The following is a 26,766-nucleotide window of genomic DNA, read 5'->3' on the forward strand; positions in this document are numbered from 1 at the left end:
GCGACAGGCCGTGCCGTCGACGCGAACGCGGCGGCGGCGGGCTACTCGTCGTCGATCAGCGGCGGGTCGTCGGTGTACTGCCCCCAGAACCCGGGGAACTTCGCGACGGTGAGGTCGCCCTCGACGCGGGTCTGGCAGGCGAGTCGCAGTCCCGTCCCGGCGTCGTGGGGCGGGAAGTCGAGCCGCCAGCGCTCCCGCGCCGTCGGCGCGCTGGTCGGACCGTCGACAGCGACCGCGCAGGTGCCGCAGGTGCCGTGTCCGCGGCAGTTGACCCGCTTCGCGTTCCCGTTGTGTGGCACGACTCCGGCGTCGAGCAGTACCTCCCGGAGGATGTCGCCGCGCTCGCAGTCGATCGTCCGGTCGCCGTATCGGACCGTGGGCATGGCTCGTCGTTGGGATGCGACCGGCTTACCCGTTCGGACCGGAGCGCCGCGCCCGGACCGAGCGGCGCTCGCCGACTGTGCGTTTAACCCTCCGACGACCCAAGGCCGACGCATGCGCGCTGCCAGGCTCCACGAGTACACCGGCGACGTGGCGAACGGACTCACCGTCGAGGAGATCGACCGGCCCGAAGCAACCGCGAGCGACGACGTCGTCGTCGAGGTCGAAGGCGCCGGCTGGTGCCAGACGGACAACCACATCGTCGAGGGGATGTGGACCGACTACGTCGACCAGGACCTCCCGATGACCCTCGGCCACGAGAACGCCGGGACCGTCGTCGAAGTCGGCGACGACGTGCGGACAGTCGAGCCGGGCGACCGGGTGGTCTGTCACCCGGTCCAGACCTGTGGCGTCTGCCGACCCTGTCGCGAGGGCGAGACGATGTACTGCGAGAGCCAGGCGTTCAACGGCCTCACCGTCGACGGCGGCTTCGCCGACTACCTGCTCACCGGCGAGCGGTCCGTGATCGCGCTCCCCGACGGCGTCGACCCAGTGGATATCGCCCCCCACGCCGACGCCGGGATCACGGCCTACCACGCCGCCAAGCGCGCCGTCGGCGACCTGAATCCCGGTGACACGGCGGTCGTGATCGGCGTCGGCGGACTCGGTCACATCGGCCTCCAGTGCCTCGACGCGATGTCCGCCGCCGACATCGTCGCGGTCGACCTCAAGGAATCCGCCCGGGATCTCGCAGCGGACCTGGGCGCCCACCTGACCGCCGACCCCGAAGGCGAGGACGTGGCGACCGTCGTCGACGACTTCACCGACGGCACCGGCGCCGCCCAGGTACTCGACTTCGTCGGCGCCGACGAGACGACGGCCCTGGCACCCGATATCGTCGCCGCCGGTGGCGACCACCACATCATCGGCTACGGCGGGCACGTCCACGAGCCCGCCCAGGCGCTCGTGGACGGCGAGTTCGCCTATCAGGGTAACATCGTCGGCCGGTTCACCGAACTGCAGGAGCTCGTCGCACTCGTCGAACGGGGCGACGTGGAACTGACGACCAGTCGCTACGACCTCGGCGATATCAACGCCGTCGCCGAGAAGCTCGAACACGGCGAGATCGACGGCCGCGCCGTCGTCACGCCGTAGATACGTCGCCCCCGATCAGCCACCGAAGGGTCGCTCGTCGGCGAGGTCGAACAGATGGACGATATCCTCGCGGCCGTAGTGGTCGAGCAGTTCGCGGAGCGACCGGAAGGTGAGTGTCTCGGTCGCCCCGGCGTCCGCGAGCGCCAGGTACCGCTCGCCGAGGACGGGGATGTCCTTGTTGGTCACTTCCGCCAGTCCCCGGTACTTCGGCGGGCGCAGCTCGTCCAGGTCGATGCCGTGCTCGTAGTCGGCCCAGCGCGTCTCGGCGGGCTCGATACCGACCTCGGCACACGCCGCTTCGAGACTGGTGTACTCCCCGAACTCGGCCTGGGCCGACGGCTGGATATCGTCGTGGGTCAGTCCCTCGTCCAGCAGCGAGCTGATTCGCTGATACGTGGCGGCCCGTTCGGGGCGCTCGCTCGCCGCGGCCTCGGCGCGTCCGACGAGATGCACGAAGTCGAACCGCTCACCGCCGTACGTGAGACAGACGTCCCCGGGGCGGTCGTCGATCCAGTCGCACGTCCGGTCGACGAGGTCGAGTTCGCCCTCGGGGGACCCGGTCTCCCGGTACAGCATCTCCGCCTCCCGCTCGCCGTCGGCGTCCTCGTAGGCGAGTCCGACGGCGAGCAGTTCGAAATGCGCCGGATCCCGAAAATCGGGCGGCCGCTCGTAGCGGTCGAGCGACGGACTGACCGTCTCGATGTCGAGGGCGAATCTGCCGGTCACGTGCGGGACGGATTCGCCCGACTAGTAAAAGCGTACGGATACGCCCCGCTTCGACGCGCCTCGGGACGGTCGGCCCCACCCGAGCGGCCGGCTAGACGGAGTCGACGAACGACTCGTAGGCCCGTTCGACCCGCTCCTCGTCGGGCGTTCCCGAGTGGACCCACAGCCCCCAGGTCCACGACCGTGACTCGCCCTCGTCCAGCGTCTCGACGGTGCCCCAGGTCGGATTCGCCGCGAGGAACCCGAACGGCTCGTCCATGACGAACCAGTTGACCGGCCCGGCCCCGTTGTCGGGGTGGTCGAACATCGCGACCCCGGCCGACCAGGGATCGCCGACCGCACCGGCGCCGGGCCGCCCGTCCAGGGGTCCCGAGTAATCGCACCACCGCGCCGCCGGACCGCTCGCGGCACGAGGCGGCGACGTTTCTCCGGGGTCCCGTCCATCCGGCAACAGCACGCGCCCCTCCCGCAGACTCCGGGCGAACCGCAGGCTCAGCCCGCTGTAGTGACCGTGGAGCGTCTCGCTGGAGAGGTGTCGTCGCTGTTCCAGGGCGGTCACGTCCTGCTCCCAGGTGAGGAGGTACCCCTCGTCGTCGGGCTCGCCGATCCGGATGCGCCGCGCGTCGTCGAGTAGTTCCTCTCCGGAGTCCGTCCGCCAGGTCGCCTCCTGTTCGACCTCGATACCGCCGTCGCTCGCATCACGCACCTCGTACTCCCCGGCTTCGGCGTACCCGTGAGGGTTTCCGGCGGCGGCGTTGGGCTCGGACTCCCAGCAGTTGACCCCGTCGACGAGCTTCTGGCAGAAGAACAGACCGAAGTGCCAGGGGTGGTCGTGTGGCGACGACACCACCAGGTTCTCGCCGGGCTTCGTGTCGACGCCCGACGGCAGCGCCAGCGTGTCGAAGCCGGGTTTGCTCCCCGCTGGCTCGGCGTCGTAGCGGGCCAGCAGCGTCCCGTCGGCGATCACCGAGACGACGCCGTCCTCGACGTCGGTCTCCAGGGTCATCGCGCTCCCTCCCGCGCGTCGGCGAGCACCTCGTCGGTCGTCACGCGCTCGCCGTCGCGCGCCGCGCTCCGGTAGATCGCCCGGATCGCCGCCATCGTCCCGAGGTTGTCGCGGCCGCTCGTCAGCGGCTCCGCCCCGCCCTCGACGCAGTCGACGAAGTGCAGGATCTCGTTGACGAACGCGTTCGATGTGGGCAACTCCGTCCCGTCGCCCGCGATCTCGTCGAACGCCTTGCGGCGGTCGGGGTCGTCGCGGGCGTTGATCCGCGGCGTCGGCGAGCCGACGTACCCCTCCTGCTGGCGGCCCTCCGGCAGCGTGTGCACGGCGCCGTCGTCGCCGAGCAGCCAGAACGACTCCGTGTAGGGCATCGCCGGCGCCGACAGCGCCACGGAGAAGTCGGCGATGGCGCCCGATTCGAACTCCAGCATCCCCGTCGCGTAGTCCTCGGCGTCCTCGAAGGCGTCGTCGACCGTCCGGGTCCAGGCCGCCGCCCGTTTCACGTCACCCAGGTAGTACCGCAGGAGGTCGAGCTTGTGGACGCTGTAGCCGATGACGCCCCCGCCGCCGGCCTTCTCCCCGTCGTAGAGCCAGTGACCCTCCGGGAACAGGTCGGCTTGATTGACCAGCGCGTCACAGCGAGCGTGACGGATCTCGCCGAGTTCGCCCGCGTCGACGCGTTGCTTGAGTGCCCGGTAGGGCGGGTGATAGCGCTGCATCTGCCCGACCAGCAGCGTCAGGTCGCGCTCGTCGGCCAGATCGACGAGCTCGACGCAGTCCGAGAGCGACGGTGCCAGCGGCTTCTCGATCAGGACGTGCTTTCCCGCCTCCAACGCGGCCTTCGCGACGGGATAGTGGACGTGATGGGGCAGCGCGATGTCCACGGCGTCGATGTCGGCCTCCGCCAGAAAGGTCTCGTGGTCGGTCCAGTACTCGACGCCGAAGTCGTCGGCCACCGCCTCGGCTTTCTCCGCGTCCACGTCACAGACGCCCGCCAGCGTCACCTCGTCGGAATGGTCCTCGTAGGCCGGCAGGTGTAACTCCGAGATGCCGCCGGCGCCGATGAGTCCGATCCTCGTCATTGAGTCACCTCCGACGCCGGTGGCCTTGAGGCTTGGCGCGCCGGCCGAACTCGCTTGGATCGTTGATCCGGTCTGACGAGTCGATGGCCCACAGCGGTTTCGAGCCACCGAAGGACTGTTCACGCCGGCACAAAATATCAACCAATTATATTGATCCAAAAGTATTAAACGAAATCAATCTATGAAAACGTATGTGGTTGAGAAGTATAGTGACGGTACGTCCAGACGGAACGCGATAAAGATGATCGGCAGCGCGGGTGCAGTTGCTGCGGTTCCGTCGCTGTTTGCACGGGACGCGGCAGCGGCCGAAGAAGGCGATTCCTGGGACGGAATCGGGGGCTATGATTACGACCTCAACGGCACCCATGTGAAAGGAAATCTGGGTGGGGCCCTGGTCTTGACTAACGTCTCCCGCGACGACAAGAGTGAACACGACGATCCGCTGGCCCGGTACATGTTCGAGGTCTGCGCCGACTTCGTCGTCATTGAGCCCGAGAAAGGGGACATGCCGGTGACGGAGTCGGAGGGGTACGGCGACGGAAACCCCGACGACGACAGGAATCTCGACTATCCCGCCAATCGCTACGAGGGAGACTGGGCGGCGGACTACCAGGAGATCAAAATCGAACGCCAGGACGACAACACGATCCAGTTCGGTATGGAACCGCCGGAGGACGGCGACATGTACATGCATCCGGTCCCGCAAGACGGGTCCTCGGTCGCAGACTTCGGCGGTGGGTGGAGTTCCCTAAGCACTGCCTCCTCGGCGCTGTCGCTCGCGATGAGCGCGGCGGGCATCTCCGGGTCGGGCGCTCTCGGCGCGGCAGGTCTGGCGGCGTCGCTTATGAGCCAGGGCGATGACTACAACATGGCCGACGACGACCAGGTCGTTCTCAGCGAGCAGTACTACGTCGGTTTCTTCAGGGCGTCGAACCACGCCAAGTTCCAGCTCACCGTCGAGCCGGGCGAGTCCGGACAGTTCAAGGTCACCGAACTGTTCAAACACTGGCGCGGCCGGGAGAGTTGTCAAACGAGCTGGACAATCTTCGCGGACTACGACAACGTCTCGGTCTACGGGTAACCGGACCGCCCGTCGGTACCGACGGACTCCGGCGGACACCCGATATTTTCAATCGTCCGAGTGCGCTCGGACCCACAGCTCGCCGATGCGCGACAGGCGCGTCCGGTAGGACTTCCCGTGTTCCTCCTGTTCGATGTAGCCTTTCCCGCCCGGGCCGAGGCGGTCGACGTTGTAGATGACCTTCGAGCGGAAGCTGTCGGTGTACTCCTCGCCGAGTTCGCGGGCGAGTTCCTGTGCCAGCTCGGAGACGGACTCGAACTCGCCGTGTTCGCCGAGAGTGAACAGGATGAGTTCCTCGAACGGTTTGACGTTGGAGAACGACGCGACGGGGAGTTCGAGGATGTGCTGGCCGTCGAACTCCTTGGCGCCGATGGTGGTGCCGCGCTCGTCGAACTCCGAGAGCAGTTCCTCGGCGGCGGCCAGCCGCTCGTCGACGCGCTCGGCCAGCTCTGGGTCGTCGACGCTCTCCTCCAGGTCCGAGAGCAGGTCGATCCCGCGGTGAAGCTCCTCGGCGAGCTCGGTTTCGAGGTACTTCTCGGGGACGGTGTAGTAGGTGTGGATGCGCTGGCGGTCCTCCTCGCGCTCGACCATGATGGAGTGGGCGGCGGTGGCGAAGGCGAACGAAACCGTGCGGGGCATCGCGGAGATGTTGACCCACACGTTGGCGTCGTCCTCGCGGTCCAGCTCGGCGTTGATGAGTTCGAACGCCTGCTCGAACGCCTCGTCGTAGTCATAGACGTCCTCGACGACGAAGCGCTCGGTCGTCGCGCCCAGGAGGTTGCGGTAGTCTTTCTCCAGCTTGGCGGCGAGGTTCCGGGAGTACTCGACGTTGGCCTCGCTGCCGACCGCGCCCTCCAGCAGGACGACGCGGTCCACGTCGAGCCTGTCGCGCACGAGCGGCGCGATCAACCGGTCGTAGTCGAATCCGACCGGCACGATGTGGGTCTGCATACTCGGTAGGTGGCCCCCGCGGCGTATAAATTCCGCAGACTCGCCGGACCGGTCCGGTCAGTCCGCGCCCGTCGCGTACACCGAAGTGTCTTCGCCCAGTGCGTGACTGGTGACCAGCGAGACGCTCACCGTCAGCACCAGCCCGAGGACCATTCCGACGACCGACGACGACCACCCTCCGAGGAAACTCCCGGGGACGACTTCGGTGAAGACGCTCAACAGGTAGAACAGCTGACTCCCGCCGATACCGACGTACATGCCGGTCTTCGTCGTGTTCGACCAGTACAGCGCGACGCCCACGGGGAGTGCCAACTGTGCGAACCCGCCGAAGGCGGTGTCGCCGATCTCCAGCAGCGTCGCCGGCTGGAACAGGCTGGCGACGAACGAGAGGGTGGCGAAGACGGCGACACCGACCCGACCCAGGAACGCTTCGCGCTCCTCGGAGGCCTCGGCGACCAGCGGGCGGTAGATGTCGCGGGTGAAGTACGACGACCCCGACAGCAGCATCGAGTCGCTGGAGGACATCATCGCGGCCATTGCGCCCGCGACGACGAGCGCCGCGAACCACGCAGGGGTGTACTCGGCGAGCAGCAGCGGAAGGACGTTCTCGTTGGCGCCGGCCTGGATGCCCAGGCCCCGCGCCCACGATCCCATCATGAACGCCGGGACGAACAGCAGGACGACGAGGACGGGCCACAGCGGGAGCGTGCGCTTGATGACGGCCTTCGACTCGGCGACGAAGAAGCGCTGGTTGACCTGCGGGAACATCGTGACGCCGAAGGCGATGGAGATGGCTGTCGAGAGGATGTACTCCGGCGTGTAGGTGCCGCCGCCGAGCGCGAGGAAGTTGCCGTCCACGTCGCCCAGCGTCGCCGTCGCGGCCCCGACGCCCCCGACTGCGCTCGCGACCCAGACGAACGCCGCCCAGACGATCACGAGCATGAACGCGCCCTGGAGGGTGTCGGTCCAGGCGACGCCGCGCATCCCCGAGAGGGCGACGTAGCCGATCATGAACAGCGTGATCCCGCCCGCGCCGGCCCAGTACGGGACCGCGCCGCCGGTCAGCGCCTCGATGGCCGTACCGGCGCCCTGCTGCTGGAGCATCACGTACGGGAACAGCCAGAAGATGCTGACACCGGCGACGAGCAGGCGCAGGCGGAGCGAGCCGAAGCGGTCGCCGAGCATCTCCCCGAGGGTCAGGTAGCCGTTGGCCTTCCCGACGAGCCACTGCTTGTAGCCCAGCACGTACCACAGGATCCCGAAGATGACGCCGTCCATCAGCCCCATGACGAGGATCCACTCCGGGCCGGCGCCGTAGCTGATGTTCGGGCCGGCGAAAAAGGTAAACGCCGAGAGCAACGTCGCGAAGGTGGTGAACAGGAGGACGACGGTACCCAGCGTGCGACTCGCGAGGTAGTAGTCCTCGGCGGTCCGGTCGGTCAGGCGGTAGGCGACGACGCCGATCGCCAGCGCGACGAGCATGTACCCCGCGATGATCCCGACCTGCAGAGCCGTGTCAGCCATCGCGGCTCACCCCCTCGACGCCCAGGCCCCACGCCCGTTTCGTGAACACCCAGAAGACGACGGCGACCAGGCAGAGCCAGCCGACGTGGTACCACACCCAGACCGGCAGCCCCGCGACGACGCCGTCGGCGCCCCAGAGGAACCACGGCACCGACAGCGCCGCCAGCGCGACCGCGATCGCCGCCCAGCCGACCAGCCGCGTGCGCTCGTTCATACACGACCGTTCGGCTACACGCCCCTTAACCTTTCGTCGAACGCCTACGGAGTGTATTTTCGAAGAATATTTCTCTTCATTTTGGAGGGGACGAGACGGTGAAGCGCCGGCCGAGTTCCGGAGATATCCGGGGCATCGGCAGATATTACAGTCGTCGAGTGACAAGTTACGGGTTGTTCAGTGAAGTCGTTCATGGACGGCGATTCACCATCACCCACACCATCCATATCACGCCCCGAACCGGGGCAGTTCACCAATGTACGATTCAGCGAAGTATCTGATCCACGCGGACATCAGGACCAGCGGGGTGGTCGAGCGGAGTGACGTGGTCGGCGCGGTCTTCGGACAGACCGAAGGCCTGCTCGGCGACGAGCTCGACCTGCGGGACCTCCAGGAGTCGGGCAAGCTCGGCCGCATCGACGTCGAGGTCGACTCCGAACGCGGGAGCTCCTTCGGCGAGGTCACGATCGCTAGCGGGCTCGACCGCGTCGAGACGGCGATCCTCGCGGCCGCTCTGGAGAGCATCGAGCGCGTCGGCCCGTCGACGGCCGACGTCGAGATACGGAATATCGAGGACGTGCGCTCGGCGAAGCGCCGGCGCGTCGTCGAGCGCGCGAAGGATCTCCTCGCGGAGTTCGACGCGACCACGATGTCCAGCGAGGACCTCGTCGACGAGGTCCGCCGGAGCGCACGCGTCGAGGACATCACCGAGTTCGCCGGCCTGCCCGCCGGCCCTCGCGTCGCCGACAGCGACGCGATCATCGTCGTCGAGGGCCGCGCCGACGTGCTCCAGCTGCTCAAGTACGGCATCAAGAACGCCATCGCGGTCGAGGGGACGAACGTGCCCGACGCCGTCGCCGAACTGACCGAGGACCGCACGGTGACGGCGTTCCTCGACGGCGACCGCGGCGGCGACCTCATTCTCAAGGAGCTGTCGCAGGTCGGCGACGTGGACTACGCCGCGCTCGCGCCGACCGGTCGGTCCGTCGAGGACCTCCCCCGCGGCGCCGTCATGGACGCGCTGCGTGACAAGGTGCCCTTCGAGACGGTCTCGACCGACGACGACGGAGCGCCAGCGGCTGACGCGGCGCCGACGACGGATTCCGCGGAGGCCGACGACGGGGCCGAGACGGACGACGCGCACGGTCTCGCCGCGACCGACGGGTCGAGTCAGCCCTCGCCGCCGGACGGCGACACGGCGACGGCCGGTCCGGAGTCGCCGGTCGAACCGGCCGAGGCAGACGCCCCCGAGGCCCCCACCGAATCGGGAACGGCTGCCGGGGCGTCGGTCGAGTCCGCCGCCACCGACGACTCGGACACCGAGAGCGCTACGCCGGCTACCGCGGACGCCTCCGAACGCGCGGCCGGGGCCGAAACGACGGTCCCAACCGAGCCGCCGGGCGACACCGACTCGTCCGCCACCGACTCGTCCGGCGAGTCCCGACCGGACACGCTCGCGAGCCACGTCGAAGCGGTCGTCGGAGAGGAGAGCGGCCGCGTACGGCTGCTCGACGCCGCATACGGTACGGTCGCCGAGGGCGAGGCCGACGAGGCGTTCGACCTGGTCGAGTCCGCCGAGACGGTGCCGGCGTCGGTCGTCCTCGACGACGACCTCTCCCAGCGCGTCCTCGACGTGGCCGCCCAGCGCGGCGTCGACCTCGTGGTCCCCCGCGGGGAAGGCGAGTACGTCAAACAGCCGGTCAACGTCCGCATCGTCACGGCCGACGAGGTCTGATCGGGGGCGCCCTCCGCCCGCCGGCCGTCCCGTCCGCTCGCCGCTCGGCTCGTTTTTCAGTCGTCGAGGCGCCGCTCCAGCAGGAACCCGTCCCCGCGCTCGTAGTGTTCGGGGAGTCGCTCGCGCCGCTCGAAGCCGCGCTCGCGGTAGAACGTGCGAGCGTCCTCGTCGACCTCGCGGACGGTCACGCGGAGCTTCCTCACGCCCGACTCGCGGAGTCGATCGACCAGCGCGTCGAGCAGCGCCGACCCGTGACCCTCGCCCTGGTGGTCTGGCGCGACCGCGAGTTCGGCGAGATAGCCCGCGTCGTCGTCGCCGTCGGTGACCGCGAGCGCGTAGCCGACCGGTGTCGTCGCGTCCCCGGTCCCGGTGGCCGCACCCGCCGGTGTCGCGACCAGCAGTATCGGCGGCCCGTCGGCGGCGACGGCCAGCAACTCCTCCCAGGGCTCGGCGAGGACGGCCGCCTGGATCGCCCGGAGCGGCGGTACGTCGGCCGACCGACCCTCACGGACGTGCGTACCGTCGGTCATATCGCGACGAAGCCGGCGCCCACGGCGGCGAGGGCGGCCGCGATCCCGGCCGCGAGCGTGGCGAAGAAGTTGACGCCCTCGTTTTCGAGGAAGACGCCCTCGACGGTGGCGCCCAGCAGGCTGTCGACGGTCATGCCGACGACGCCGCCGAAGACGACGATGCCCGCACCGAGCGCGTCCACGCGGCCGAACGCCCCGAGCGCGATGGCGGCGATGAGAACGGCGCCGGCCAGTCCGGCGACTTCGCCCTGCCAGGTGACGGCGCCGTCGGTCCCGGGTTCGACGCGCTCGAAGGTGGTGATCAGCCGCGGGTTGTCGAAGACGCCGCCGATCTCGCTGGAGAGGGTGTCGCTCATCGCTGCGGCGATCGAGCCGGCGAACGCGAACAGGAACAGATCCGCGGGAACGCCGGTCAGCGTCGGGCTCGCGGACCACCCGAGGACGGCGAACAGACCGACCAGGGAGTTGGCGAGGACGTTCCCGCTGCCGCGGGCGCCCTCGTTCTCCTCGGCGATGCCCCGCCGTTCTTTCTCCTCGTATCGGAACTTCGTCGAGAGCCCGCCGACGCCGAAGAAGGTGACCAGCAGGACGAACCAGCCGAAGTCGCCGAGGACGATCGTCTGCAGACAGAGGAAGACGCCGGTGATCATGCCCGGGAGCGACGCCGTCTCCAGCGCGTAGGCGAGGTAGCCGAACAGGAACGCCAGGGCCAGCGCGGCGCCGACGACGGCGGGCTCGATCGACAGCGGCAGGTCGGCGAACAGCCACAGCAACAGGCCGATCGAGACCATCACGAGCGGGTCGTCGCGCTCGAAGAGCACGGCGCGCAACAGCGCCCCGAGCAGGGCGCCGCTGGCGGCGAGGAACGCCACGAGGGGCCACTCGACCGTGGTCCCGATCAGGCGAGCGGCGGCGTACTGGCCGGCGCTACCCGCGAGGAAGCCGGCGAGGACGAACCCGGCGGTCGCGGCGAACGGTTCGTCGCGCACCGTCCGGACGAGGTGGCCGCCGAGGTTCCCCCACGCGAGCAGCAAGACGGTTCCGACGAAGACCGTCGGCGGGAGGGTGAATCGCACGGACAGCAGCGCCAGCGCCGCGGCCGCCAGGGCGAAGCCGGCGAGGCCGTACAGGCGGCCGTCGCGGCGGTCGCCGGGCCGGGCGAACAGCTCGAAGACCGGTCCCTCGTCGACGACGTACAGCGCGAGGGCGGCGACGAGGAGGAACGGGCCGGGCGCGGCGACGGTCGCGAGCGCCCGACTCGTTCGGTTGGCGATCGGCGGGACGGCGAGCGCCAGCGTCCCGACGAGGGCGAACGCGCCCGCACGCCGGACTGTCGTTGTCACGCTACTGTCGGTATCCCCGGTGAGCTACTTACCGTTTCCGAACCACTTCGCCCCGTGCCCGCGGTGTGACACGTTCCCGCTCGGCCGGTGCGACACCGGACCGCGGCCGCCGGCCGACCCGCCGCCGCCGAGCGTGAGATTTAGGGCGTGTCCGGGAAAAGCGGGGGTGTGGGACTGTACGACCGCTATCTCGGCCACCGCCTGCGCTCCAGCGACGCCGACCTCCCCGGGACGGTCGCGGTCATCGTCACCGAGCGGGACCTGCTCGAAGCCGACGCCTACGAGACGCTGGAGGCCTGTTTCGAGTGGGCCTTCGAGTTCGGCGCCGACCGCGTCGTCGTCTACGTCAGCGTCCTCGACACGGAGGTCGTCGACACCATCCGCCGGGAGCTCGCGGACGTGGACGCCCCCCGCGAGCTCGCCGTCCGCGGCCCCGACGACGACGAGCAAGCCGACGCGCCGATCCAGGTCGGGATCGGCCTCGGCGGCAAACACGAGTTCGCCGCCGCGGTGCAGAGCCTCGCCGAGGAGGTCGACGCCGGCGACCTGGCCCCCGAGGACATCGACGAGGCCGCCATCGAGGGCGAACTCGTCTTCCCCGTCCAGCCGGATCTANGCCATCAGAGATGTGTATAAGAGACAGCGTCTACTCCGAGCTGTACTTCACCGACGTGAACTGGCGGGACTTCCGCCGCCGGGACTACCTCCGGGCGCTTCGGGACTACCAGAATCGCCAGCGGCGGTTCGGGCGGTAGGCCTCACGCGCTCGTCGGCGAACAACCGCTCAGAACCCGAACACGGGGACGAACCGGAACGTGAGGTACGCGCCGGCGGTGGCGATGGCCGGCACGACGTTCTGCATCAGGACGACGCGCGCGGTCGTCGCGGGGTTGAACAGGTCGCCGGGGTCGGGGATGTCCTCGGCGTCCTCCTCGCCGATGGGTGGCAACTCCTCGCCGGGCTCGTCCGCGGCGAGCGCGTCGACGGTGACCGGCGGGGCGTCCTCGGTGGAGACGGCCTCGGGGACGGTCATCGGCCGGGTCGCCCGGCCCCACCCCAGGCCGACGATCGACATCGTCGCGATGATGACGAAACTCGCGGGGATCCCCAGCGCCGAGAGGAAGACGACCAGCGTGGAACTGACCCCGGCGACGACGATCGCGGCCGTCAGCGGCAGTTCCGTGATGTCGCTGCCCATCGTCTCTAGCGTCCGCCGGGCGATCGTGAACGCGCCGATGGTGACGCCGATACCCCCCAGAATTATCGCCGGATTCATCTCCAGTTCGTCGCTGCCGACCAGCGGCGCGACGGCGTTGGCGATGTTCGACGTGCCGGAGCTGAACGCCATCAGGCAGCCGATCGCGACGACGGCCACGACGCCGGCCAGTTCCCGCCGATTGGTCGTCGGGTGGACGCTCACGCCCGGTATCGAGCCGGACCGGTCCACGTCGAACAGCGGCCCGGTGCTGCGCTCCATCGCCACGAGCTTGTTGAGCCGCGCGTAGAAGTACCGGCCGATGACGAGCGACACCCAGAGGCCGATGATCGGCGAGACGACCCACCAGGTGACGATCTCGCCCATGACGGCGAGGTCGAGCGCCCCGCCCGCGAGCCCCAGTCCGGCGATCGCCCCGACCGCGGTCATCGAGGTCGAGGCCGGCACCCCGAAGACGTTGCCCATGAGCAGCGCGACGCCGATGAAAAAGAGGACGACGATCGACGTCTCCAGCGTGAACACGCCGGCGTCGGTGACCAGTTCCGACCCGAGCTTCGTCACGACGTTCCGGCCGATGGTCCAGGCGCCGACGAAGAAGAACACCCCCATCAGCACCGCGGCGGTCGTCTTCGAGATGGCGTCCGCGCCGACCGCCGGGCCGAAGGCCGGTCCCGTCGTCGACCCGCCGATGTTGTACGCGACGAACATCGAGACGAGGACGCCGACAACGAGCAGGAGCTCGACCATCAGCTCCCCCCGTCGCCGGCCGTTCGCTCCGACTCCGCGTCGGACCCGTCGCCGTCGTCACCGGTCCCGTCGAGTTGCTCCTCCAGGGTCTCCTCGACGGTCTCTTCGACCGTGTCGCTGACCGTCTTCTCGACGGTTTCCTCGACTGTCTCACCGACCGTCTCCTCGACGGTCTCACCGACTTTCTCTTCGACCGTTTCCTCGACCGTTTCGCCGACTTTCTCCTCGACCGTCTCCTCGACGGTTTCACCGACTTTCTCCTCGACGGTTTCACCGACTTTCTCCTCGACGGTTTCTTCGACGGTTTCACCGACTTTCTCCTCGACAGTCTCCTCGACAGTTTCGCCGACTGTTTCCTCGACGGTTTCGCCGACCGTTTCCTCGACGGTTTCTTCGACCGTCTCACCGACTCTCTCCTCGACGGTTTCCTCGACGGTTTCGCCGACCGTTTCCTCGACGGTTTCTTCGACCGTCTCACCGACTTTCTCCTCGACGGTTTCGTCGACAGTTTCCTCGACGGCGCTGCCGACGGTTTCGTCGACGGTCTGTTCGACGGTCTCGCCGACGGTCTGTTCGACGGTCTCGCCGACTTTCGCCTCGACGGTTTCGTCGACGGTTTCTTCGACGGTTTCCTCGACGGTTTCCTTGACCGCGGTGGTCATCCAGTCGGGGTCGAAGCGGGCCATCTTCCAGACCACGTGGAGCAGATACGAGATGAGGACGCCGAATCCGAACGCCAGGCCGACGGTGTTGCCGGCGACCACGATGAGCCCGACCGCGACCGCGATCAGCAGTCCGTAGGAGAGATCGACGATCGAGTCGACGCGGCTCGGGTTCATCGTCCACCGGCCGTGTTCAGGGGCCGTTGGGGCGCGGGAGCGATACGCTGTCGGGGAGACGGGAAAGAAGACACGCGTATCTATACAGAGCGGCCCTCGGGTCAAGAACCTTGGCAAAGAACCCCCGACCGGCTGGCGCGCGCTCGCTCAGTGGAAGGTGGCGCCCTCGCCGATCGCCGTCTGGTAGACGCGGGCCTCGACGCCCGTCTCGTCGAAGGCGTCGACCATGGCGGAGGCGATGGCACGACGGTCGGTCTCGTAGCAGGCGGCGATGACCGAGGGGCCGGCGCCGCTGATCGTGACGCCGGTGGCACCGGCGTCGAAGGCGGCCTCTCGAACGTCGCTGTAGCCGTCGATGAGTTCGGCGCGGGCGGGGGTGACGACCGAATCCTCCATGCCGCGACCGACGAGTTCGGGGTCCGAACGGTGCATGCCCGTCGTCAGGGTGGCGGCGTTGCCGACGGTCTCGACCATGTCGGCGACGCGGGCGCCGTCGGGGACGACCTCGCGGGCGTCGCGGGTCGAGACGACGATGTCGGGGAGGCAAGTCACGAGCGAGATGTCGGCGTCGACCGTCGCGATGCCGCTCGGCGTCGCGATCGTGAACCCGCCGAGGATCGCGGGGGCGACGTTGTCGTCGTGGGCGTCGCCGGAGACGACGGCCTCGCCCTCCGCGGCGATGGGGACGAGTTCCTTCCGGGTGAGCCCGCGGTCGTAGAGCTCGTTGAGCGCGACCGCGGCCGCGGCGGCGGAGGCCGCCGAGGAACCCAGGCCCGAGGCGGGGCGGACGCCCTTGTCGATCTCGATGTGGGCGGGGGCGTCGAGCGCCTCGGCGACGGCGCCGACGGTGTTGTCCGCGGGGTCCTCGGGGATGAACTGGCTCCCGGCACCGGTCACGTCGATGGTGGTCTCGGGGGCTCGCCGAACCCGGACCACGTCGGCCGGTCTGTCCAGCGCCACACCGAACACGTCGAAGCCACTCCCCAGGTTCGCGCTCGTCGCCGGCGCCCGCACCGTCACCATATCGTGCGATTTCCGCGACTGCGGGCAAAAAGGTAGCGGAGTACGGGGACGGAGCCCAGGAGCGTGCCGGAACCGGACGAGCGCGTCACGTCGGGGCTCGGTCACGGCATTGTCTCGCGCGATAATGCGACACAATCTATAATACGAACAAGTTGAAAATACGGGTTCGTGAACGCGTCAGATGGCTGGTGAGGCGCTCGCTCCGGTGGTCGCCGCGACCGCCGTCGGGGGCGCCGTCGAGTTCGCCCTCGCGGCGGTGGCCTACCGTCACCGGGAGCGGCCGGGCGCGCGGCCGTTCGGCTGGCTGTCGCTCGCGGCCGGCGGCTGGGCGCTCCTGCAGGTGACGGTTCTGATGGCGCCTTCAACCGCGGTCGCGAGCGGTGCCGCCCTCCTCGCAGGCGCCGTCTCGTCGCAGATCCCGATGCTGTGGCTCGTCTTCGCGGTCGTCTACACGGGCCACCGCGAGTGGCTCACTCGCGGTCGACTGGCCGCGCTCTGGGCGCCGTTGACGGCGTTCTCGCTCGTCCACGTGACCGCGCCGGTCCACGGCTTCGTGCTCGCACCTCTCGAGGTCGTCACCGAGAACGGGATCACCGCGCCCGCCGCGGCGGAGACGCTCGCCCTCGCCGCGCAATCACTGGTCGCGTACGGCCTGATACTCGTCGGGTATCTCCTCCTCATCGCCTTCCTGCTGGACTCGCGCAACGTCTACCGGGCCGAGACGGGCGCGCTCGTCCTCGGGGGGCTGTTCCCGACCGCGGGAACCGTCGTCGTCTCCGTGGCCGGCGGGGTCCATCCGGGGGTCTCGGTCGCGCCGGCGATGTTCGCTGTCTACGGCGTGGTAGCGGGGCTCGTCCTCTTTCGCTACGACTTCGAAGGCGTCGCGCCCGTCGCGGCGGACCTGCTCGCCGAGGAACTCGCGGACCCGGTGGTGATCCTCGACGACGCCGACACGGTGATCGACCACAACCCGGCCGCCGAGCGGCTCGTCGACGGCGGTGACCTCTCGGGGCGCCACGCCGACGCGGTCGCCGACGGGTTCGCAGACCGGGTCGCCGACGGCGCGGCGGTCACCGTCGACGCGCCCGGCTACGACCGGGCGGTGTCGTCGTTTTCGCTCGGCGTGACCACCGTCGAGGACCAGTACGGGGTCCCGAAGGGCCGACTCGTCCACCTTCGGGACGTGTCCGACCAACAGCGTCGGCTCGACCAGCTGACGGCGATGCAGGCGGCCACCCAGCGGTTCATCGGCGCGCGAACCGCGGCCGAGGTCGCGGACATCGCGGTCCGGTTCGCCAGCGACGTTCACGACCAGCCCTACGCGGCCCTGTTTCGGTACGACGAGCCGACGGACGCGCTCGTCTCGGAAGCGGTCACCGACCGGCTGGCGGCGGAACTCCGCGTCGAAGCCGACGAGTCGATCCGGGTCCCACGGGGGACGGGACCGCTCTGGACGAGCTACGAGAGCGGCGAACTCGCCACCTTCGAAGGCGAACGGGACCTCGTGATCGGCCCGTACGCGTTCGGCTCGGCGTCGGCGCTGTTCCTGCCGCTGGGCGACCACGGCGTGCTCGTCATCGGGACCGACGAGGGCGAGGGGTACACTGAGACCGACGAACAGCTGGGCCAGATCCTCGCGCGGACGACCGAGACGGCGCTGACGCGCGTCGAGTACGAGGAGGAACTGCGCGCCAGCCGGGTCGCCGTCGAGCGACGCAACAAACAGATCGAGTTCTTCAACGGCGTCCTCCGGCACAACATCCGCAACGCGATGCTGGTCATCGACGGCCACGCCCAGCACCTGCAGACGCGCGTCGGCGAGGGCGACACCGAGAAACTCGGGACGATCCGGACGTGGTGTTCGGATCTGACGGACATGACCGAGAAGATCCGCGCGGTCAACGACACCGTGACCGCCACCGAGGACGAGCGGCTCGAACGGGTCGACCTCTCGGGAGTCCTCTACGAGGAGGGCCTCGCGCTCTCGGAGCGCTACGAGTCGGTCGCGGTCGAACTCGATGTCGCCGACGACCTGACGGTCGCCGCCAACGACCTCGTGGCCGACGTCGTCGAGGGCGTCCTCTCGAACGCGGTCGAACACAACGACGGCGCCCGCCCCCGGGTCCGAGTCGCGACCGAACCGATGGGCGAGTGGATCCAGGTCCGGATCGCCGACAACGGCCCCGGCCTCTCGGAGGACATGCAGACGCAGGTCTTCCAGCGGGAGATGGCGACCAGCCAGACCGCCCACGGGTTCGGCCTCTACTTCGTCTCCGTGATGATGGACCTCTACAGCGGCAACGTCTGGTTCGAGGACAACGAGCCCACCGGGACCGTCGTCGTCCTGGAGTTCCAGCTCGCCGCGGAGACGCCCGAACTCCCGCCCGGCGAGTGACCCGCCGCCGAGCCGACGGGGGGCGACCGAGCGAAAGGGCTTTTCCGATCACGGCGGAACGGGAGGTATGATCGGAGTCGTCGGCGGCGGCGTCGCCGGCCTCGCGGCCGCGTATCGCCTCCAGCAACGCGGTCGCGAGGTCCAGGTGTTCGAGGCGAGCGACGACGTGGGCGGCCTGGCCGCCGTCTACGAGACCGCGGGCGACCCTATCGAGAAGTTCTATCATCACCTCTCGGCCTCCGAGGGGACCATCGTCGAACTGATCGACGACCTCGGCCTCGGCGAGGACCTGGAGTGGCGCTACAAGACCGATTCGTACTACGTCGACGGGGTCGTCCACCCCATGGAGAAGGCCTGGGAGATCCTCGCCTACCCGCACCTGTCGATCTACGACAAGTTCCGGCTGGCGATGCTCGTCAAGGAGATCGACGTGCGCGGCGGCGTCCCGAAGTTCGACACCTACGACGACATCACCGACTTCGAGGACGTACCCATCAAGGAGTTCCTGCTCGACCACACCACCCGCCACGTCTACGAGTCGTTCTGGGAGCCGCTGCTGGACGCGAAGTTCGGTTCGCGCAAAGAGGACGTGTCGGCGGCGTGGCTGCTCGGTCGCGTGAAGTTCCGCGGCGAGCGCGACGTGATCCGCGGCGAACAGCTGGGCTATCTGGAGGGCGGGTTCGGCGTCCTGCTCGACGAACTCTACGCGGCCGTCGGCACGGAGAACGTTACGACCGGCGCGCGCGTGACCGAGATCGGAACGGGGGTCGGCGCGGCGGCCGACGGTGGTGCAGCGGTCGCGGGCGCGACATCGACGACCGGTAGCTCGACGGTCGAGTCGATCACGGTCGAGCGCGACGGTGAGACGGAGACCCACGACGTGGACGCCGTCGTCGTCGCGGCGATGCCGAACGTCCTCGAAGACCTGACGGGCTATCCCTGCGAGATCGACTTCCAGGGGACGGTCTGCTCGGTCTGGAGCATGGAACAGTCCCTCTCGGACACCTACTGGCTGAACATCAAGGACGAGGCGCCCTTCGGCGTGTTCATCGAACACACGAACTTCGTGCCGCCCGAGCGCTACGGCGGCGAACACCTCTACTACACGGCCAGCTACATCCAGAGCCCCGAGGAGGAGCTGTGGGGGATGTCCGATTCGGAGGTCGAGGACTACTGGGCCGAGGGGGTCGGCGACATGTTCCCCGCCTTCGACCGCGAGGGCGTCAACTGGGTGCAGACGGCCCGGAACCCCCGAACTGCCCCCATCTACGAGCGCGGCTATCTCGACATGGTCGTCCCCTACGATCTGGGGGGCGAGGTGGCCGAGGGCGTCTACTACGCCGGGATGGCCTCCCGCGCGCAGTACCCCGAGCGCTCGCTCGACGGCGGGATCGAGGCCGGATACGCCTGTGCGGACCTGATCACGGGCGACCGGTAGTCCCGCCACGGGCGACTCGGGGCGCGAAGCGGGGGGCGCGGCTCACGCGTCGACTTCGTCGCCGTCGACGCCCGGCGCTTCCTCGACGGACACGTCCTCGGGCGCCTCCTCCCCGCCGACCACGAGTTCGCCGTCGGCGGTCTCGACGTACACGTCGTCGGCGAAGCCGCCCTCGGCGTAGGGGTGTTCGGGGTCGTCGAGCTTCTCCGGGGTCGACGGGGCGTCGGCGACGCCGTCGACCGGGGTGAACGCGCCGAGCGGGTCGTCGATGGTGATGTCGTAGCGCTCGAAGAACTCGCTGTAGCGGTCGTAGTGGTCGCCGAGTTCGTCGCTCGGGAACTCCATCATCTCGGTCCAGCCGTGGTTGTAGAAGTCGAAGTTGGCCTGGACGTGAGTGATCTCGCGGGCTTCGGCCTCCGGGTAGCCGTCCTCGAGCGCGGCGACGTAGGTGTCCATCGTCGCGTCGAAGAAGTCGTCGAGGTGGTCCCGGCGCTCCTCGCGGCGGGCGGGGTCGGCCTTCTCGGCGAAGATATCCGTGTGCATCCCGACCAGCCGGTCGTTGACCTTCTCCCCGACGACGGGGAGCGTCAACGCCTGCTTGGCGGCGAAGTGACGGACGTTCTGGCTAATTTTCATCGTGTTCGGAGGTTTGGACGCGAGCGTATTCAACGTCTCGGGTACGCACCGACCGACGGCACGCCCGAACGCCGACCGAATCGGCGATCCGCTAGGGGTTTCGGTTCCAGCGCGCGTTCGTCATGACGGAACGATCAACTATTTCGTTCGAGGGAATGTGTCTGCCAATCATCCGCATGGAGAGATAGCAATCCGTATTAACCACGGTTGCGAACACCCTGGCCATGAGCGCATCCCACGTCATCATCGGTGATGGCATCGCGGGGAGTTCGGCAGCGGAGACGATCCGGGAGGAAGACCCCGACGCGGACATCACCGTCATCACCGATGAGGGTGAAGCGCTGTACAACCGCATCCTGATCAAGGAGTTCGCCAAGGGCAAACTGCCCGAGGCGCCCATCTCGATCCACGAGCCCGAGTGGTACGAGGAACGGGACATCGACCTCCAGCTCAACACGCACGTCACCACGATCGACACGGAGGACAACGAGATCCACACCCACGAGGGGACCGTCTACGAGTACGACAAGCTCCTCCTCGCGACCGGCGGGACGCCCGCCAGTCTGGCGAGTTTCGGCATCGACAACGCGGACGCCGGCGGCATCGACCACTTCTGGACGTTCCAGGACGCCCGCTCTATCAAGGAGAACGTCGAGGCGGCCGACCAGGGCATCATCGTCGGCGCAGGCCTGCTCGGCATCGACCTGGCGGCCATCTGCGGCGCCCAGGAGCTCGACGCCAACTACCTGATGCGCGGCGAGTGCTGGTGGCGCTACGCGCTCGACGAGGAGGGCGCGGAGATCCTCCACGAAGCGATGCGCGAGCGCGGTGTCACGCCCGTCTTCGACTCGGGCGTCTCCGAGTTCGAGACCGACGACGACGGCCAGGTCGAGGCTGCTATCGACCCCAACGGCGAGCGCTACGAGGGCGACTGGGCCGGCGTCGCCATCGGCCTGAGCTTCAACACTGAGTTCCTCCAGGACACGCCGGTCGAGACCAACGACGACGGCGTCGTCACCGACGAGTACATGCGGACCAACGTCGACGACGTGTACGCCGCGGGCGACCTGACGTGGTTCTACGACACTATCCTCGGCCAGATGGGCCAGAACGGCTCGTGGGGCTCGGCGAAGGAGCAGGGTTCGATCGCCGGCCAGAACATGGTCGAGGACCTCGAAGCCGGCGGCGAGTCCGACGACCCCGAGGAGTTCCGCTGGGTCTCCTCCTATTCGATCACCCACTTCGACTTCCCGTTTCTCTCCTTTGGCCACCCGACGATCGGCGACGACGACGCCGCCCGCAAGTACAGCGACACCGAGTGGCGCCGCCTCGCGCTCAACGACGGCAAGATCGTCGGCGGCGTCCTCATCGGCGACCTGTCCCAGCAGTCCAAGTTCAAGAAGCTCATGCGCGAGGAGCGCGAGGTCGCCCAGCACAAGGATCTCCTCCTCGAAGAGGACGTGGACATGGACAAGCTCGAAGAGGCCACCCCCAAGCCCGAGTAACGCCGACTGCGAACCCGGCGGTTTCTCCCGCAGCCGAACCACTACCACCGCGAGCGCTCCGCGGACTCGCTTCTCCGCCGTCGATGTCCGGTCAGCGTTCGGTACTGTCGCGCTCGGGGCCTGATCGAAGCCGTTTTCCCCGGGCCAGTGCCCCTATCGAGTATGGACAGCGGCGGCAGCAGCGACATGACCCTCGCCTTCGACCTGGACGCGCTGAAGGCCCTGGCCTACCCCGACCGGGTGTTCCAGGACGCGCGCAAGTGGAGCGAGTACGTCGGCGTCGTCTCCGAGCAGCCGACCTACGTGGTGACGAACTTCACGCGCAAGCACCGCATCCGACAGGACTTCTTCTCGGGGCCGCGCAGTCGGGCGGAGAGCCTGGAGAACGTCGCCCAGCAGTTCGGGACCGAGCGCCACGTCTTCGTCGGCAGCGACGACGAGGACGCCGAACTGGCCGAGGAGGTCGGCTGGGAGTACCTCCCCGTCACCGACGCGGCGGAAGCCGCCGACTGGGAGCTGGGCGAACCGGAGGCTCCCGAGGAAGACGCGGGCGACGACGAGCGCGACGACTGGCCCTGAGTTCTCACGGCAGTCGCTCGCCGGGTACCGCGGCGTTTAAACGGCTGACGGGGCAAGATTCGGTAATGGTAGAACCGCGCGTCCCCGGGAGCCAGGGGGCAGACGTCGAGTTGCCCTGCGGGGAGACCGTCGCCGTCCACGACCTGGACATGGGCCTGCGGGAGTACGACTGCGCCTGTGGCGACGCGCACGCGGTCGTGATGGACGTGCATCCGCTCGGCCGGTTCGTCCCCGAGTTCCTCGTAGAGGTACTCACCGAGAGCATCGAGACGGCCGACGAGTTCCCCGAGTTCACGACCGCTCACGTCATGGGTATCGTGATGGAGGAGTTCCCCGAAGCCGTGGTCAACGAGGACCTGTCCGAACAGGGGGAGGTCGGCTACTCGATGCTCTGGTTGAGCGACTTCGACGCCCGCCGACTCCACGAGGTCGTCGTCGAACTCGTCGTCGAGTTGATGGACCACGCCGTCAGCCACGCCGACGACGAGGCGGCCACCGCGCAGTTCGAGGAGTGGCTCCACGAGTTCGACGTGACCGAGTTCGTCGACCAGTACCGCGACGAACGCGAGTTCGAGACCGAACACGACTCCGCGGTCTGAGCGCGCCGAAGGCCGGGCGGTCGGCCGCCGCCGTCCGGATCCGGAACGCCGTCTGCAGAATCCCTGTTCGACGATACTGAACGATGGCCGAAACGTTTCCGTTTTGTTGCACGTAGTGGCGCGGTACGTATGACAGCCGACGACACACCCGTGGCGTTGCCGTCCTGCGATTTCCGGATATAGGCCGTCTGACGGCTGTCTGACGCCGTTTAATGGTGGAGGAGGGTATACGGTAGTGTATGCGCGTACGGCAGCGCGACTTCGATCGGATCCGCGCCGTGCTGGACGAGGCCGACGCGGAGGAGCCGTTGACGGCCAGGGAGATTCTGGACCTGCTCGACGAACACGGCGAGGAGTTCGACAGCGCTCACCGCGTAGCGACCGTCCTCGGCCGTCACGCCCAGTCCGGCGACGTCGAAGTCATCCGCGACCAGCCATACCGCTACGAGTTCACCGAGCGGAGCAACTGAGGCCGTACCTTCTGGGGAAGGAGTCGCCAGCCGCCGCCGTATCGTCGCCCATTTACGTCACCTCGCTGTGTGACCGATAGCGATGTCCGCGGCGGTCGGTACCGGTCCGCGACCGTCGGCCGACCGGCTCCGACCCCGGTCTCCGCGATCCGTCGGACCAGCCTGGCGCGTTCACCGAGATACGATTTTCGAAACTGCGTTTCGATTTCCGCATTCTTTCGCCGGGTTTATTACGACGAGCGGACTCCCCCCGAGTAATGACACAGGACGAGGACCGTACCATTCTGCTGATCGGGAGCGGGCCGATCAAGATCGGACAGGCGGCCGAGTTCGACTACTCGGGCGCGCAGGCGTGTCGCGCGCTCCAGGAGGAGGGCGCTCGCGTCGTGCTCGTCAACTCGAACCCGGCGACGATCATGACCGACCCGGAGATGGCCGACGCCGTCTACATCGAACCCATCAACACCGAGGCGATCTCGGAGATCATCCGGAAGGAGAACCCCGACGGGGTCATCGCCGGTCTCGGCGGTCAGACGGGCCTGAACGTCACCGCCGAACTCGCCGAGGAGGGCGTCCTCGACGAACACGACGTGGACGTGATGGGCACGCCCCTCGACACCATCTACGCGACGGAGGACCGCGACCAGTTCCGCCAGCGCATGGAGTCCATCGGCGAGCCGGTCCCGGAGTCGATCACCATCGAGTCCATGGACGAGGTCGAGGACGCCGTCGAAGCCGTCGGCGGCCTCCCGGTCATCATGCGCACGACCTACACGCTGGGCGGTGCCGGGTCGGGCGTCATCGACGACATGGACGAACTCAAGAAGGCCGTCCGCAAGGGGCTGCGCCTCTCCCGCGACGACCGCGTGATGATCACCGAGTCCATCGACGGCTGGATCGAGCTGGAGTACGAGGTGATGCGCGACGCCGACGACTCGTGTATCATCATCTGCAACATGGAGAACCTCGACCCGATGGGCATCCACACGGGCGAGTCCACCGTCGTGACGCCCAGCCAGGTCATCCCCGACGAGGGCCACCAGGTCATGCGCGACACCGCGCTCGACGTGATCCGCGAACTGGGCATCCAGGGCGGCTGTAACATCCAGTTCGCCTGGCGCGACGACGGCACGCCCGGCGGCGAGTACCGCGTCGTCGAGGTGAACCCGCGCGTCTCTCGTTCTTCGGCGCTGGCTTCGAAGGCGACGGGCTACCCCATCGCTCGCGTCACCGCCAAGGTCGCGCTGGGCAAGCGCCTCCACGAGATCGACAACGAGATCACCGGACAGACCACCGCGGCCTTCGAGCCGGCCATCGACTACGTGGTCACGAAGGTGCCCCGGTGGCCCAAGGACAAGTTCGGCGACGTGGAGTTCGAGCTCGGCCCGGCGATGAAGTCGACGGGCGAGGCGATGTCCATCGGCCGCACCTTCGAGGAATCGCTGCTGAAGGCGCTCCGTTCCTCGGAGTACGACCCCGCGGTGGACTTCGCGACGGTGTTCAACGACGAGTTAGAGGAGTACTACCTCGAACGCCCCTCGCCGGACCGTCCCTACGCCATCTTCGAGGCGTTCAGTCGCGGCTACACGGTCGAGGAGATAAACGAGATCACGGAGATCCGCGAGTGGTACCTCGAACGCTTCCAGCGCATCGCCGACGCGGCCGACGCGGCCGCGGAGGGCGACTACCAGGCCGCCGCGGACGTGGGCTTCACCGACCAGGAGATCACCGCCCTCGCCGGCGGCGAGTTCAACGACACGCACGTCTCGTGGCTCCCGACCGTCGAGGGCCCCGACGCGCCCGACGACGACACCGCGATGGCCGACGGTGGCGCCGAAGCCGAGTCCGCCGAGGCCGCGACCTCGCCCGGGCCCGACGTGACCGTCGACGAGGTCGAGTCCCAGACCTCCGACCGCGACTTCAAGCTCGTCGACACCTGCGCCGGCGAGTTCGCGGCGACGACGCCGTACTACTACTCCTCCAGGGACCCCATCTCGGGGCTGGGCCGCAACGAGGTCCAGGTCGACCCCGACGTCGAGAGCGTCGTGGTCGTCGGCGGCGGCCCGATCCGCATCGGGCAGGGCGTCGAGTTCGACTACTGTTCCGTCCACGCGGTCCGCGCGCTGGAGGAGTTAGGTATCGACGCCACCGTCGTCAACAACAACCCCGAGACGGTCTCGACGGACTACGACACCTCCGACGGCCTGTTCTTCGAGCCCATCACGGCCGAAGAGGTCGCCGACGTGGTCGAGGAGACCGGCGCCGACGGCGTGATGGTCCAGTTCGGCGGCCAGACTTCCGTCGACATCGGCCACCCGCTCGAAGCCGAGATCGACCGCCGCGGCCTCGACTGCTCGATTATGGGCACCGCCGTCGACGCGATGGACCTCGCCGAGGACCGCGACCGCTTCAACCGCCTCATGGACGACCTGGGCATCGCCCAGCCCCAGGGCGGCTCCGCCACCAGCGAACAGGAAGCGCTGGACTTGGCCCACGAGATCGGCTACCCCGTCCTCGTCCGTCCCTCGTACGTCCTGGGCGGCCGCGCGATGGACGTGGTCTACAGCGACGAGGACCTCAAGGAGTACATCGAGGAAGCGGTCCGCGTCAGCCCCGACAAGCCGATCCTCGTGGACGAGTTCCTCGAAGACGCCGTCGAACTCGACGTCGACGCCGTCTCCGACGGCGAGAACGTCCTCATCGGCGGTATCATGGAGCACGTCGAGAGTGCGGGTGTCCACTCCGGCGACTCCGCCTGCATGATCCCGCCGCGCTCGCTCGGCCGCGACGTGAACCGCAAAGTGCGCCAGGTCACCGAAGACATCGCCCGCGCGCTCGACACGGTCGGCCTGATGAACGTCCAGCTGGCCGTCAAGGACGAAGAGGTGTACGTCCTCGAAGCGAACCCCCGCTCCTCGCGTACCGTCCCGTACGTCTCCAAGGCGACCGGCGTCCCGATCGCCAAGCTCGCGGCGAAGGTCATGGCCGGCGAGACCCTCGACGACCTGGACGTCACCGAGCAGGTGCCCGAACAGGTCTCGGTCAAGGAGGTCGTCCTGCCGTTCGACCGCCTGCCGGGCTCGGACCCGCGCCTCGGTCCGGAGATGAAGTCCACGGGTGAGGTCATGGGCACCGCCGACACCTTCGGCAAGGCCTACCAGAAGGCCCAGATGTCCGTCGGTAAGGCCATCCCGCTGGAGGGCACCGCAGTGGTGGACCTCTCGGAGAGCGAGTTCCCCGGTCGCGAGACCGAGGCCGGCGAGGAACTCGTCGACGCCTACGCCGAGCACTTCGATCTGGTGACCTTCGACAGCACCGACGAGTTCGTCGACGCCGTCGAGAGCGGCGAGGTCGACCTCATCGTCTCGCGCCAGCGCGAACCGCTGGAGGCCGCGGTCGAGGAGGAGATCACCTACTTCTCCACGCTCGCCTCCGCTCGCGCGGCGCTGGAGGCCATCGAGGCCGCCGACGAACCGCTGGACGTCCAGCCCGTCGGCCAGCGCGTCAAGCGCGACGAGTACTGGGGCCAGCCCAAGCAGGACTGAGCGACGACTCCGGCGTCTGCCCGCGCCAGCTCTTTCGCTCTCTTTTCTC

At 68.3% G+C, this 26,766-nt stretch carries 23 protein-coding genes and 1 pseudogene; 11 read left to right on the forward strand and 13 right to left on the reverse strand.

Going from position 1 to position 26,766, the window contains the following annotated elements:
- Positions 1-41: 41 nt before the first annotated feature.
- Positions 42-383 (reverse strand): 2Fe-2S iron-sulfur cluster-binding protein, encoded by a 342-nt coding sequence (locus C475_RS14510; protein ID WP_006884605.1) that lies wholly within the window; start codon positions 381-383, stop codon positions 42-44.
- Positions 384-495: 112 nt separating this feature from the next.
- On the opposite strand from C475_RS14510, the gene C475_RS14515 reads away from it, so the two are divergent.
- The gene (locus C475_RS14515) at positions 496-1,536 is read left to right on the forward strand and encodes an NAD(P)-dependent alcohol dehydrogenase (RefSeq protein ID WP_006884606.1); all 1,041 of its coding nucleotides are present in this window, start codon (positions 496-498) and stop codon (positions 1,534-1,536) included.
- A 15-nt stretch (positions 1,537-1,551) separates the two neighbouring features.
- On the opposite strand, the gene C475_RS14520 is transcribed toward C475_RS14515, so the two are convergent.
- The 3 genes from C475_RS14520 to C475_RS14530 form a co-directional block, all read right to left on the reverse strand.
- On the reverse strand, positions 1,552-2,262 hold the full coding sequence (locus C475_RS14520) for a hypothetical protein (protein ID WP_006884607.1): 711 nt from the start codon (positions 2,260-2,262) through the stop codon (positions 1,552-1,554).
- Between the two features lie 91 nt (positions 2,263-2,353).
- A complete protein-coding gene (locus C475_RS14525) occupies positions 2,354-3,268 on the reverse strand; it encodes a DUF6807 family protein (protein ID WP_006884608.1) in 915 nt (304 codons plus the stop codon).
- Complete coding sequence (locus C475_RS14530) at positions 3,265-4,347, reverse strand: Gfo/Idh/MocA family protein (protein WP_006884609.1); 1,083 nt, start codon at positions 4,345-4,347, stop codon at positions 3,265-3,267. The genes C475_RS14525 and C475_RS14530 overlap by 4 nt, the downstream gene beginning before the upstream one ends.
- 193 nt (positions 4,348-4,540) lie before the next feature.
- Between C475_RS14530 and C475_RS14535 the strand changes: the two genes are divergently transcribed.
- Positions 4,541-5,428, forward strand: a complete 888-nt coding sequence (locus tag C475_RS14535) for a hypothetical protein (protein WP_152436440.1) — start codon at positions 4,541-4,543, stop codon at positions 5,426-5,428.
- Between the two features lie 48 nt (positions 5,429-5,476).
- Here C475_RS14535 and C475_RS14540 read toward each other — a convergent pair whose 3' ends face one another.
- The 3 genes from C475_RS14540 to C475_RS14550 are packed head-to-tail and all read right to left on the reverse strand — an operon-like array spanning position 5,477 to position 8,117.
- The gene (locus C475_RS14540; protein ID WP_006884611.1) at positions 5,477-6,379 is read right to left on the reverse strand and encodes an HFX_2341 family transcriptional regulator; all 903 of its coding nucleotides are present in this window, start codon (positions 6,377-6,379) and stop codon (positions 5,477-5,479) included.
- 57 nt (positions 6,380-6,436) lie between these two features.
- Positions 6,437-7,903, reverse strand: coding sequence for a sodium:solute symporter family protein (locus C475_RS14545; protein WP_006884612.1), 1,467 nt, complete (start codon positions 7,901-7,903; stop codon positions 6,437-6,439).
- Entirely contained in the window at positions 7,896-8,117 is a 222-nt protein-coding gene (locus C475_RS14550) for a DUF3311 domain-containing protein (RefSeq protein WP_006884613.1), read from the reverse strand. The genes C475_RS14545 and C475_RS14550 overlap by 8 nt, the downstream gene beginning before the upstream one ends.
- A gap of 256 nt (positions 8,118-8,373) precedes the next feature.
- Here C475_RS14550 and dnaG point away from each other — a divergent pair, with 256 nt between their 5' ends.
- A complete protein-coding gene (gene dnaG / locus C475_RS14555; protein WP_006884614.1) occupies positions 8,374-9,852 on the forward strand; it encodes a DNA primase DnaG in 1,479 nt (492 codons plus the stop codon).
- 56 nt (positions 9,853-9,908) lie between these two features.
- Here the strand turns inward: dnaG and C475_RS14560 are convergent, their stop codons facing one another.
- Positions 9,909-10,382: a GNAT family N-acetyltransferase gene (locus C475_RS14560; RefSeq protein ID WP_006884615.1), complete on the reverse strand. Its 474-nt coding sequence runs from the start codon at positions 10,380-10,382 to the stop codon at positions 9,909-9,911.
- The gene (locus C475_RS14565) at positions 10,379-11,725 is read right to left on the reverse strand and encodes a DUF92 domain-containing protein (protein ID WP_006884616.1); all 1,347 of its coding nucleotides are present in this window, start codon (positions 11,723-11,725) and stop codon (positions 10,379-10,381) included. The genes C475_RS14560 and C475_RS14565 overlap by 4 nt, the downstream gene beginning before the upstream one ends.
- Before the next feature lie 168 nt (positions 11,726-11,893).
- Between C475_RS14565 and C475_RS14570 the strand changes: the two are divergent.
- A pseudogene (locus C475_RS14570) lies at positions 11,894-12,480 on the forward strand (undecaprenyl diphosphate synthase family protein).
- Between the two features lie 29 nt (positions 12,481-12,509).
- Here C475_RS14570 and C475_RS14575 read toward each other — a convergent pair.
- The 3 genes from C475_RS14575 to C475_RS14585 all read right to left on the reverse strand — a co-directional run bounded on the left by C475_RS14575 (position 12,510) and on the right by C475_RS14585 (position 15,550).
- Positions 12,510-13,688 (reverse strand): inorganic phosphate transporter, encoded by a 1,179-nt coding sequence (locus C475_RS14575; protein WP_006884617.1) that lies wholly within the window; start codon positions 13,686-13,688, stop codon positions 12,510-12,512.
- Positions 13,688-14,527, reverse strand: coding sequence for a hypothetical protein (locus C475_RS14580; RefSeq protein ID WP_006884618.1), 840 nt, complete (start codon positions 14,525-14,527; stop codon positions 13,688-13,690). Before C475_RS14580 ends, C475_RS14575 begins: the two co-directional genes overlap by 1 nt.
- A gap of 147 nt (positions 14,528-14,674) precedes the next feature.
- Positions 14,675-15,550: a homoserine kinase gene (locus tag C475_RS14585; RefSeq protein ID WP_006884619.1), complete on the reverse strand. Its 876-nt coding sequence runs from the start codon at positions 15,548-15,550 to the stop codon at positions 14,675-14,677.
- Between the two features lie 181 nt (positions 15,551-15,731).
- Between C475_RS14585 and C475_RS14590 the strand changes: the two genes are divergently transcribed.
- Positions 15,732-17,945 (forward strand): sensor histidine kinase, encoded by a 2,214-nt coding sequence (locus tag C475_RS14590; protein WP_006884620.1) that lies wholly within the window; start codon positions 15,732-15,734, stop codon positions 17,943-17,945.
- Positions 17,946-18,012: 67 nt separating this feature from the next.
- Complete coding sequence (locus tag C475_RS14595; RefSeq protein ID WP_006884621.1) at positions 18,013-19,383, forward strand: NAD(P)/FAD-dependent oxidoreductase; 1,371 nt, start codon at positions 18,013-18,015, stop codon at positions 19,381-19,383.
- Between the two features lie 42 nt (positions 19,384-19,425).
- Here C475_RS14595 and C475_RS14600 read toward each other — a convergent pair whose 3' ends face one another.
- Positions 19,426-20,019 (reverse strand): DUF6149 family protein, encoded by a 594-nt coding sequence (locus tag C475_RS14600; protein WP_006884622.1) that lies wholly within the window; start codon positions 20,017-20,019, stop codon positions 19,426-19,428.
- 224 nt (positions 20,020-20,243) lie between these two features.
- On the opposite strand from C475_RS14600, the gene C475_RS14605 reads away from it, so the two are divergent.
- The 5 genes from C475_RS14605 (at position 20,244) to carB (ending at position 26,717) form a co-directional block, all read left to right on the forward strand.
- Entirely contained in the window at positions 20,244-21,524 is a 1,281-nt protein-coding gene (locus tag C475_RS14605; RefSeq protein ID WP_006884623.1) for an NAD(P)/FAD-dependent oxidoreductase, read from the forward strand.
- Positions 21,525-21,686: 162 nt separating this feature from the next.
- The gene (locus tag C475_RS14610) at positions 21,687-22,103 is read left to right on the forward strand and encodes a DUF7124 domain-containing protein (RefSeq protein WP_006884624.1); all 417 of its coding nucleotides are present in this window, start codon (positions 21,687-21,689) and stop codon (positions 22,101-22,103) included.
- A gap of 65 nt (positions 22,104-22,168) precedes the next feature.
- Complete coding sequence (locus C475_RS14615) at positions 22,169-22,702, forward strand: DUF5815 family protein (protein ID WP_006884625.1); 534 nt, start codon at positions 22,169-22,171, stop codon at positions 22,700-22,702.
- Between the two features lie 239 nt (positions 22,703-22,941).
- Positions 22,942-23,172 (forward strand): hypothetical protein, encoded by a 231-nt coding sequence (locus C475_RS14620; protein WP_006884626.1) that lies wholly within the window; start codon positions 22,942-22,944, stop codon positions 23,170-23,172.
- A gap of 257 nt (positions 23,173-23,429) precedes the next feature.
- Positions 23,430-26,717: a carbamoyl-phosphate synthase large subunit gene (gene carB, locus C475_RS14625; RefSeq protein ID WP_006884627.1), complete on the forward strand. Its 3,288-nt coding sequence runs from the start codon at positions 23,430-23,432 to the stop codon at positions 26,715-26,717.
- Positions 26,718-26,766: the final 49 nt, after the last annotated feature.

This window comes from Halosimplex carlsbadense 2-9-1 (genome assembly GCF_000337455.1).
Classification (GTDB): Archaea; Halobacteriota; Halobacteria; order Halobacteriales; family Haloarculaceae; genus Halosimplex; species Halosimplex carlsbadense.

What these genes read in the sequence shown, in the direction of transcription:
- C475_RS14510 (WP_006884605.1), bottom strand. Translation starts at nt 383, where the DNA reads ATGCCCACGGTCCGATACGGCGACCGGACGATCGACTGCGAGCGCGGC.
- C475_RS14515 (WP_006884606.1), top strand. Translation starts at nt 496, where the DNA reads ATGCGCGCTGCCAGGCTCCACGAGTACACCGGCGACGTGGCGAACGGA.
- C475_RS14525 (WP_006884608.1), bottom strand. Translation starts at nt 3,268, where the DNA reads ATGACCCTGGAGACCGACGTCGAGGACGGCGTCGTCTCGGTGATCGCC.
- C475_RS14530 (WP_006884609.1), bottom strand. Translation starts at nt 4,347, where the DNA reads ATGACGAGGATCGGACTCATCGGCGCCGGCGGCATCTCGGAGTTACAC.
- C475_RS14540 (WP_006884611.1), bottom strand. Translation starts at nt 6,379, where the DNA reads ATGCAGACCCACATCGTGCCGGTCGGATTCGACTACGACCGGTTGATC.
- C475_RS14545 (WP_006884612.1), bottom strand. Translation starts at nt 7,903, where the DNA reads ATGGCTGACACGGCTCTGCAGGTCGGGATCATCGCGGGGTACATGCTC.
- C475_RS14550 (WP_006884613.1), bottom strand. Translation starts at nt 8,117, where the DNA reads ATGAACGAGCGCACGCGGCTGGTCGGCTGGGCGGCGATCGCGGTCGCG.
- dnaG (WP_006884614.1), top strand. Translation starts at nt 8,374, where the DNA reads ATGTACGATTCAGCGAAGTATCTGATCCACGCGGACATCAGGACCAGC.
- C475_RS14560 (WP_006884615.1), bottom strand. Translation starts at nt 10,382, where the DNA reads ATGACCGACGGTACGCACGTCCGTGAGGGTCGGTCGGCCGACGTACCG.
- C475_RS14575 (WP_006884617.1), bottom strand. Translation starts at nt 13,688, where the DNA reads ATGGTCGAGCTCCTGCTCGTTGTCGGCGTCCTCGTCTCGATGTTCGTC.
- C475_RS14580 (WP_006884618.1), bottom strand. Translation starts at nt 14,527, where the DNA reads ATGAACCCGAGCCGCGTCGACTCGATCGTCGATCTCTCCTACGGACTG.
- C475_RS14585 (WP_006884619.1), bottom strand. Translation starts at nt 15,550, where the DNA reads ATGGTGACGGTGCGGGCGCCGGCGACGAGCGCGAACCTGGGGAGTGGC.
- C475_RS14590 (WP_006884620.1), top strand. Translation starts at nt 15,732, where the DNA reads ATGGCTGGTGAGGCGCTCGCTCCGGTGGTCGCCGCGACCGCCGTCGGG.
- C475_RS14595 (WP_006884621.1), top strand. Translation starts at nt 18,013, where the DNA reads ATGATCGGAGTCGTCGGCGGCGGCGTCGCCGGCCTCGCGGCCGCGTAT.
- C475_RS14600 (WP_006884622.1), bottom strand. Translation starts at nt 20,019, where the DNA reads ATGAAAATTAGCCAGAACGTCCGTCACTTCGCCGCCAAGCAGGCGTTG.
- C475_RS14605 (WP_006884623.1), top strand. Translation starts at nt 20,244, where the DNA reads ATGAGCGCATCCCACGTCATCATCGGTGATGGCATCGCGGGGAGTTCG.
- C475_RS14610 (WP_006884624.1), top strand. Translation starts at nt 21,687, where the DNA reads ATGGACAGCGGCGGCAGCAGCGACATGACCCTCGCCTTCGACCTGGAC.
- C475_RS14615 (WP_006884625.1), top strand. Translation starts at nt 22,169, where the DNA reads ATGGTAGAACCGCGCGTCCCCGGGAGCCAGGGGGCAGACGTCGAGTTG.
- C475_RS14620 (WP_006884626.1), top strand. Translation starts at nt 22,942, where the DNA reads ATGCGCGTACGGCAGCGCGACTTCGATCGGATCCGCGCCGTGCTGGAC.
- carB (WP_006884627.1), top strand. Translation starts at nt 23,430, where the DNA reads ATGACACAGGACGAGGACCGTACCATTCTGCTGATCGGGAGCGGGCCG.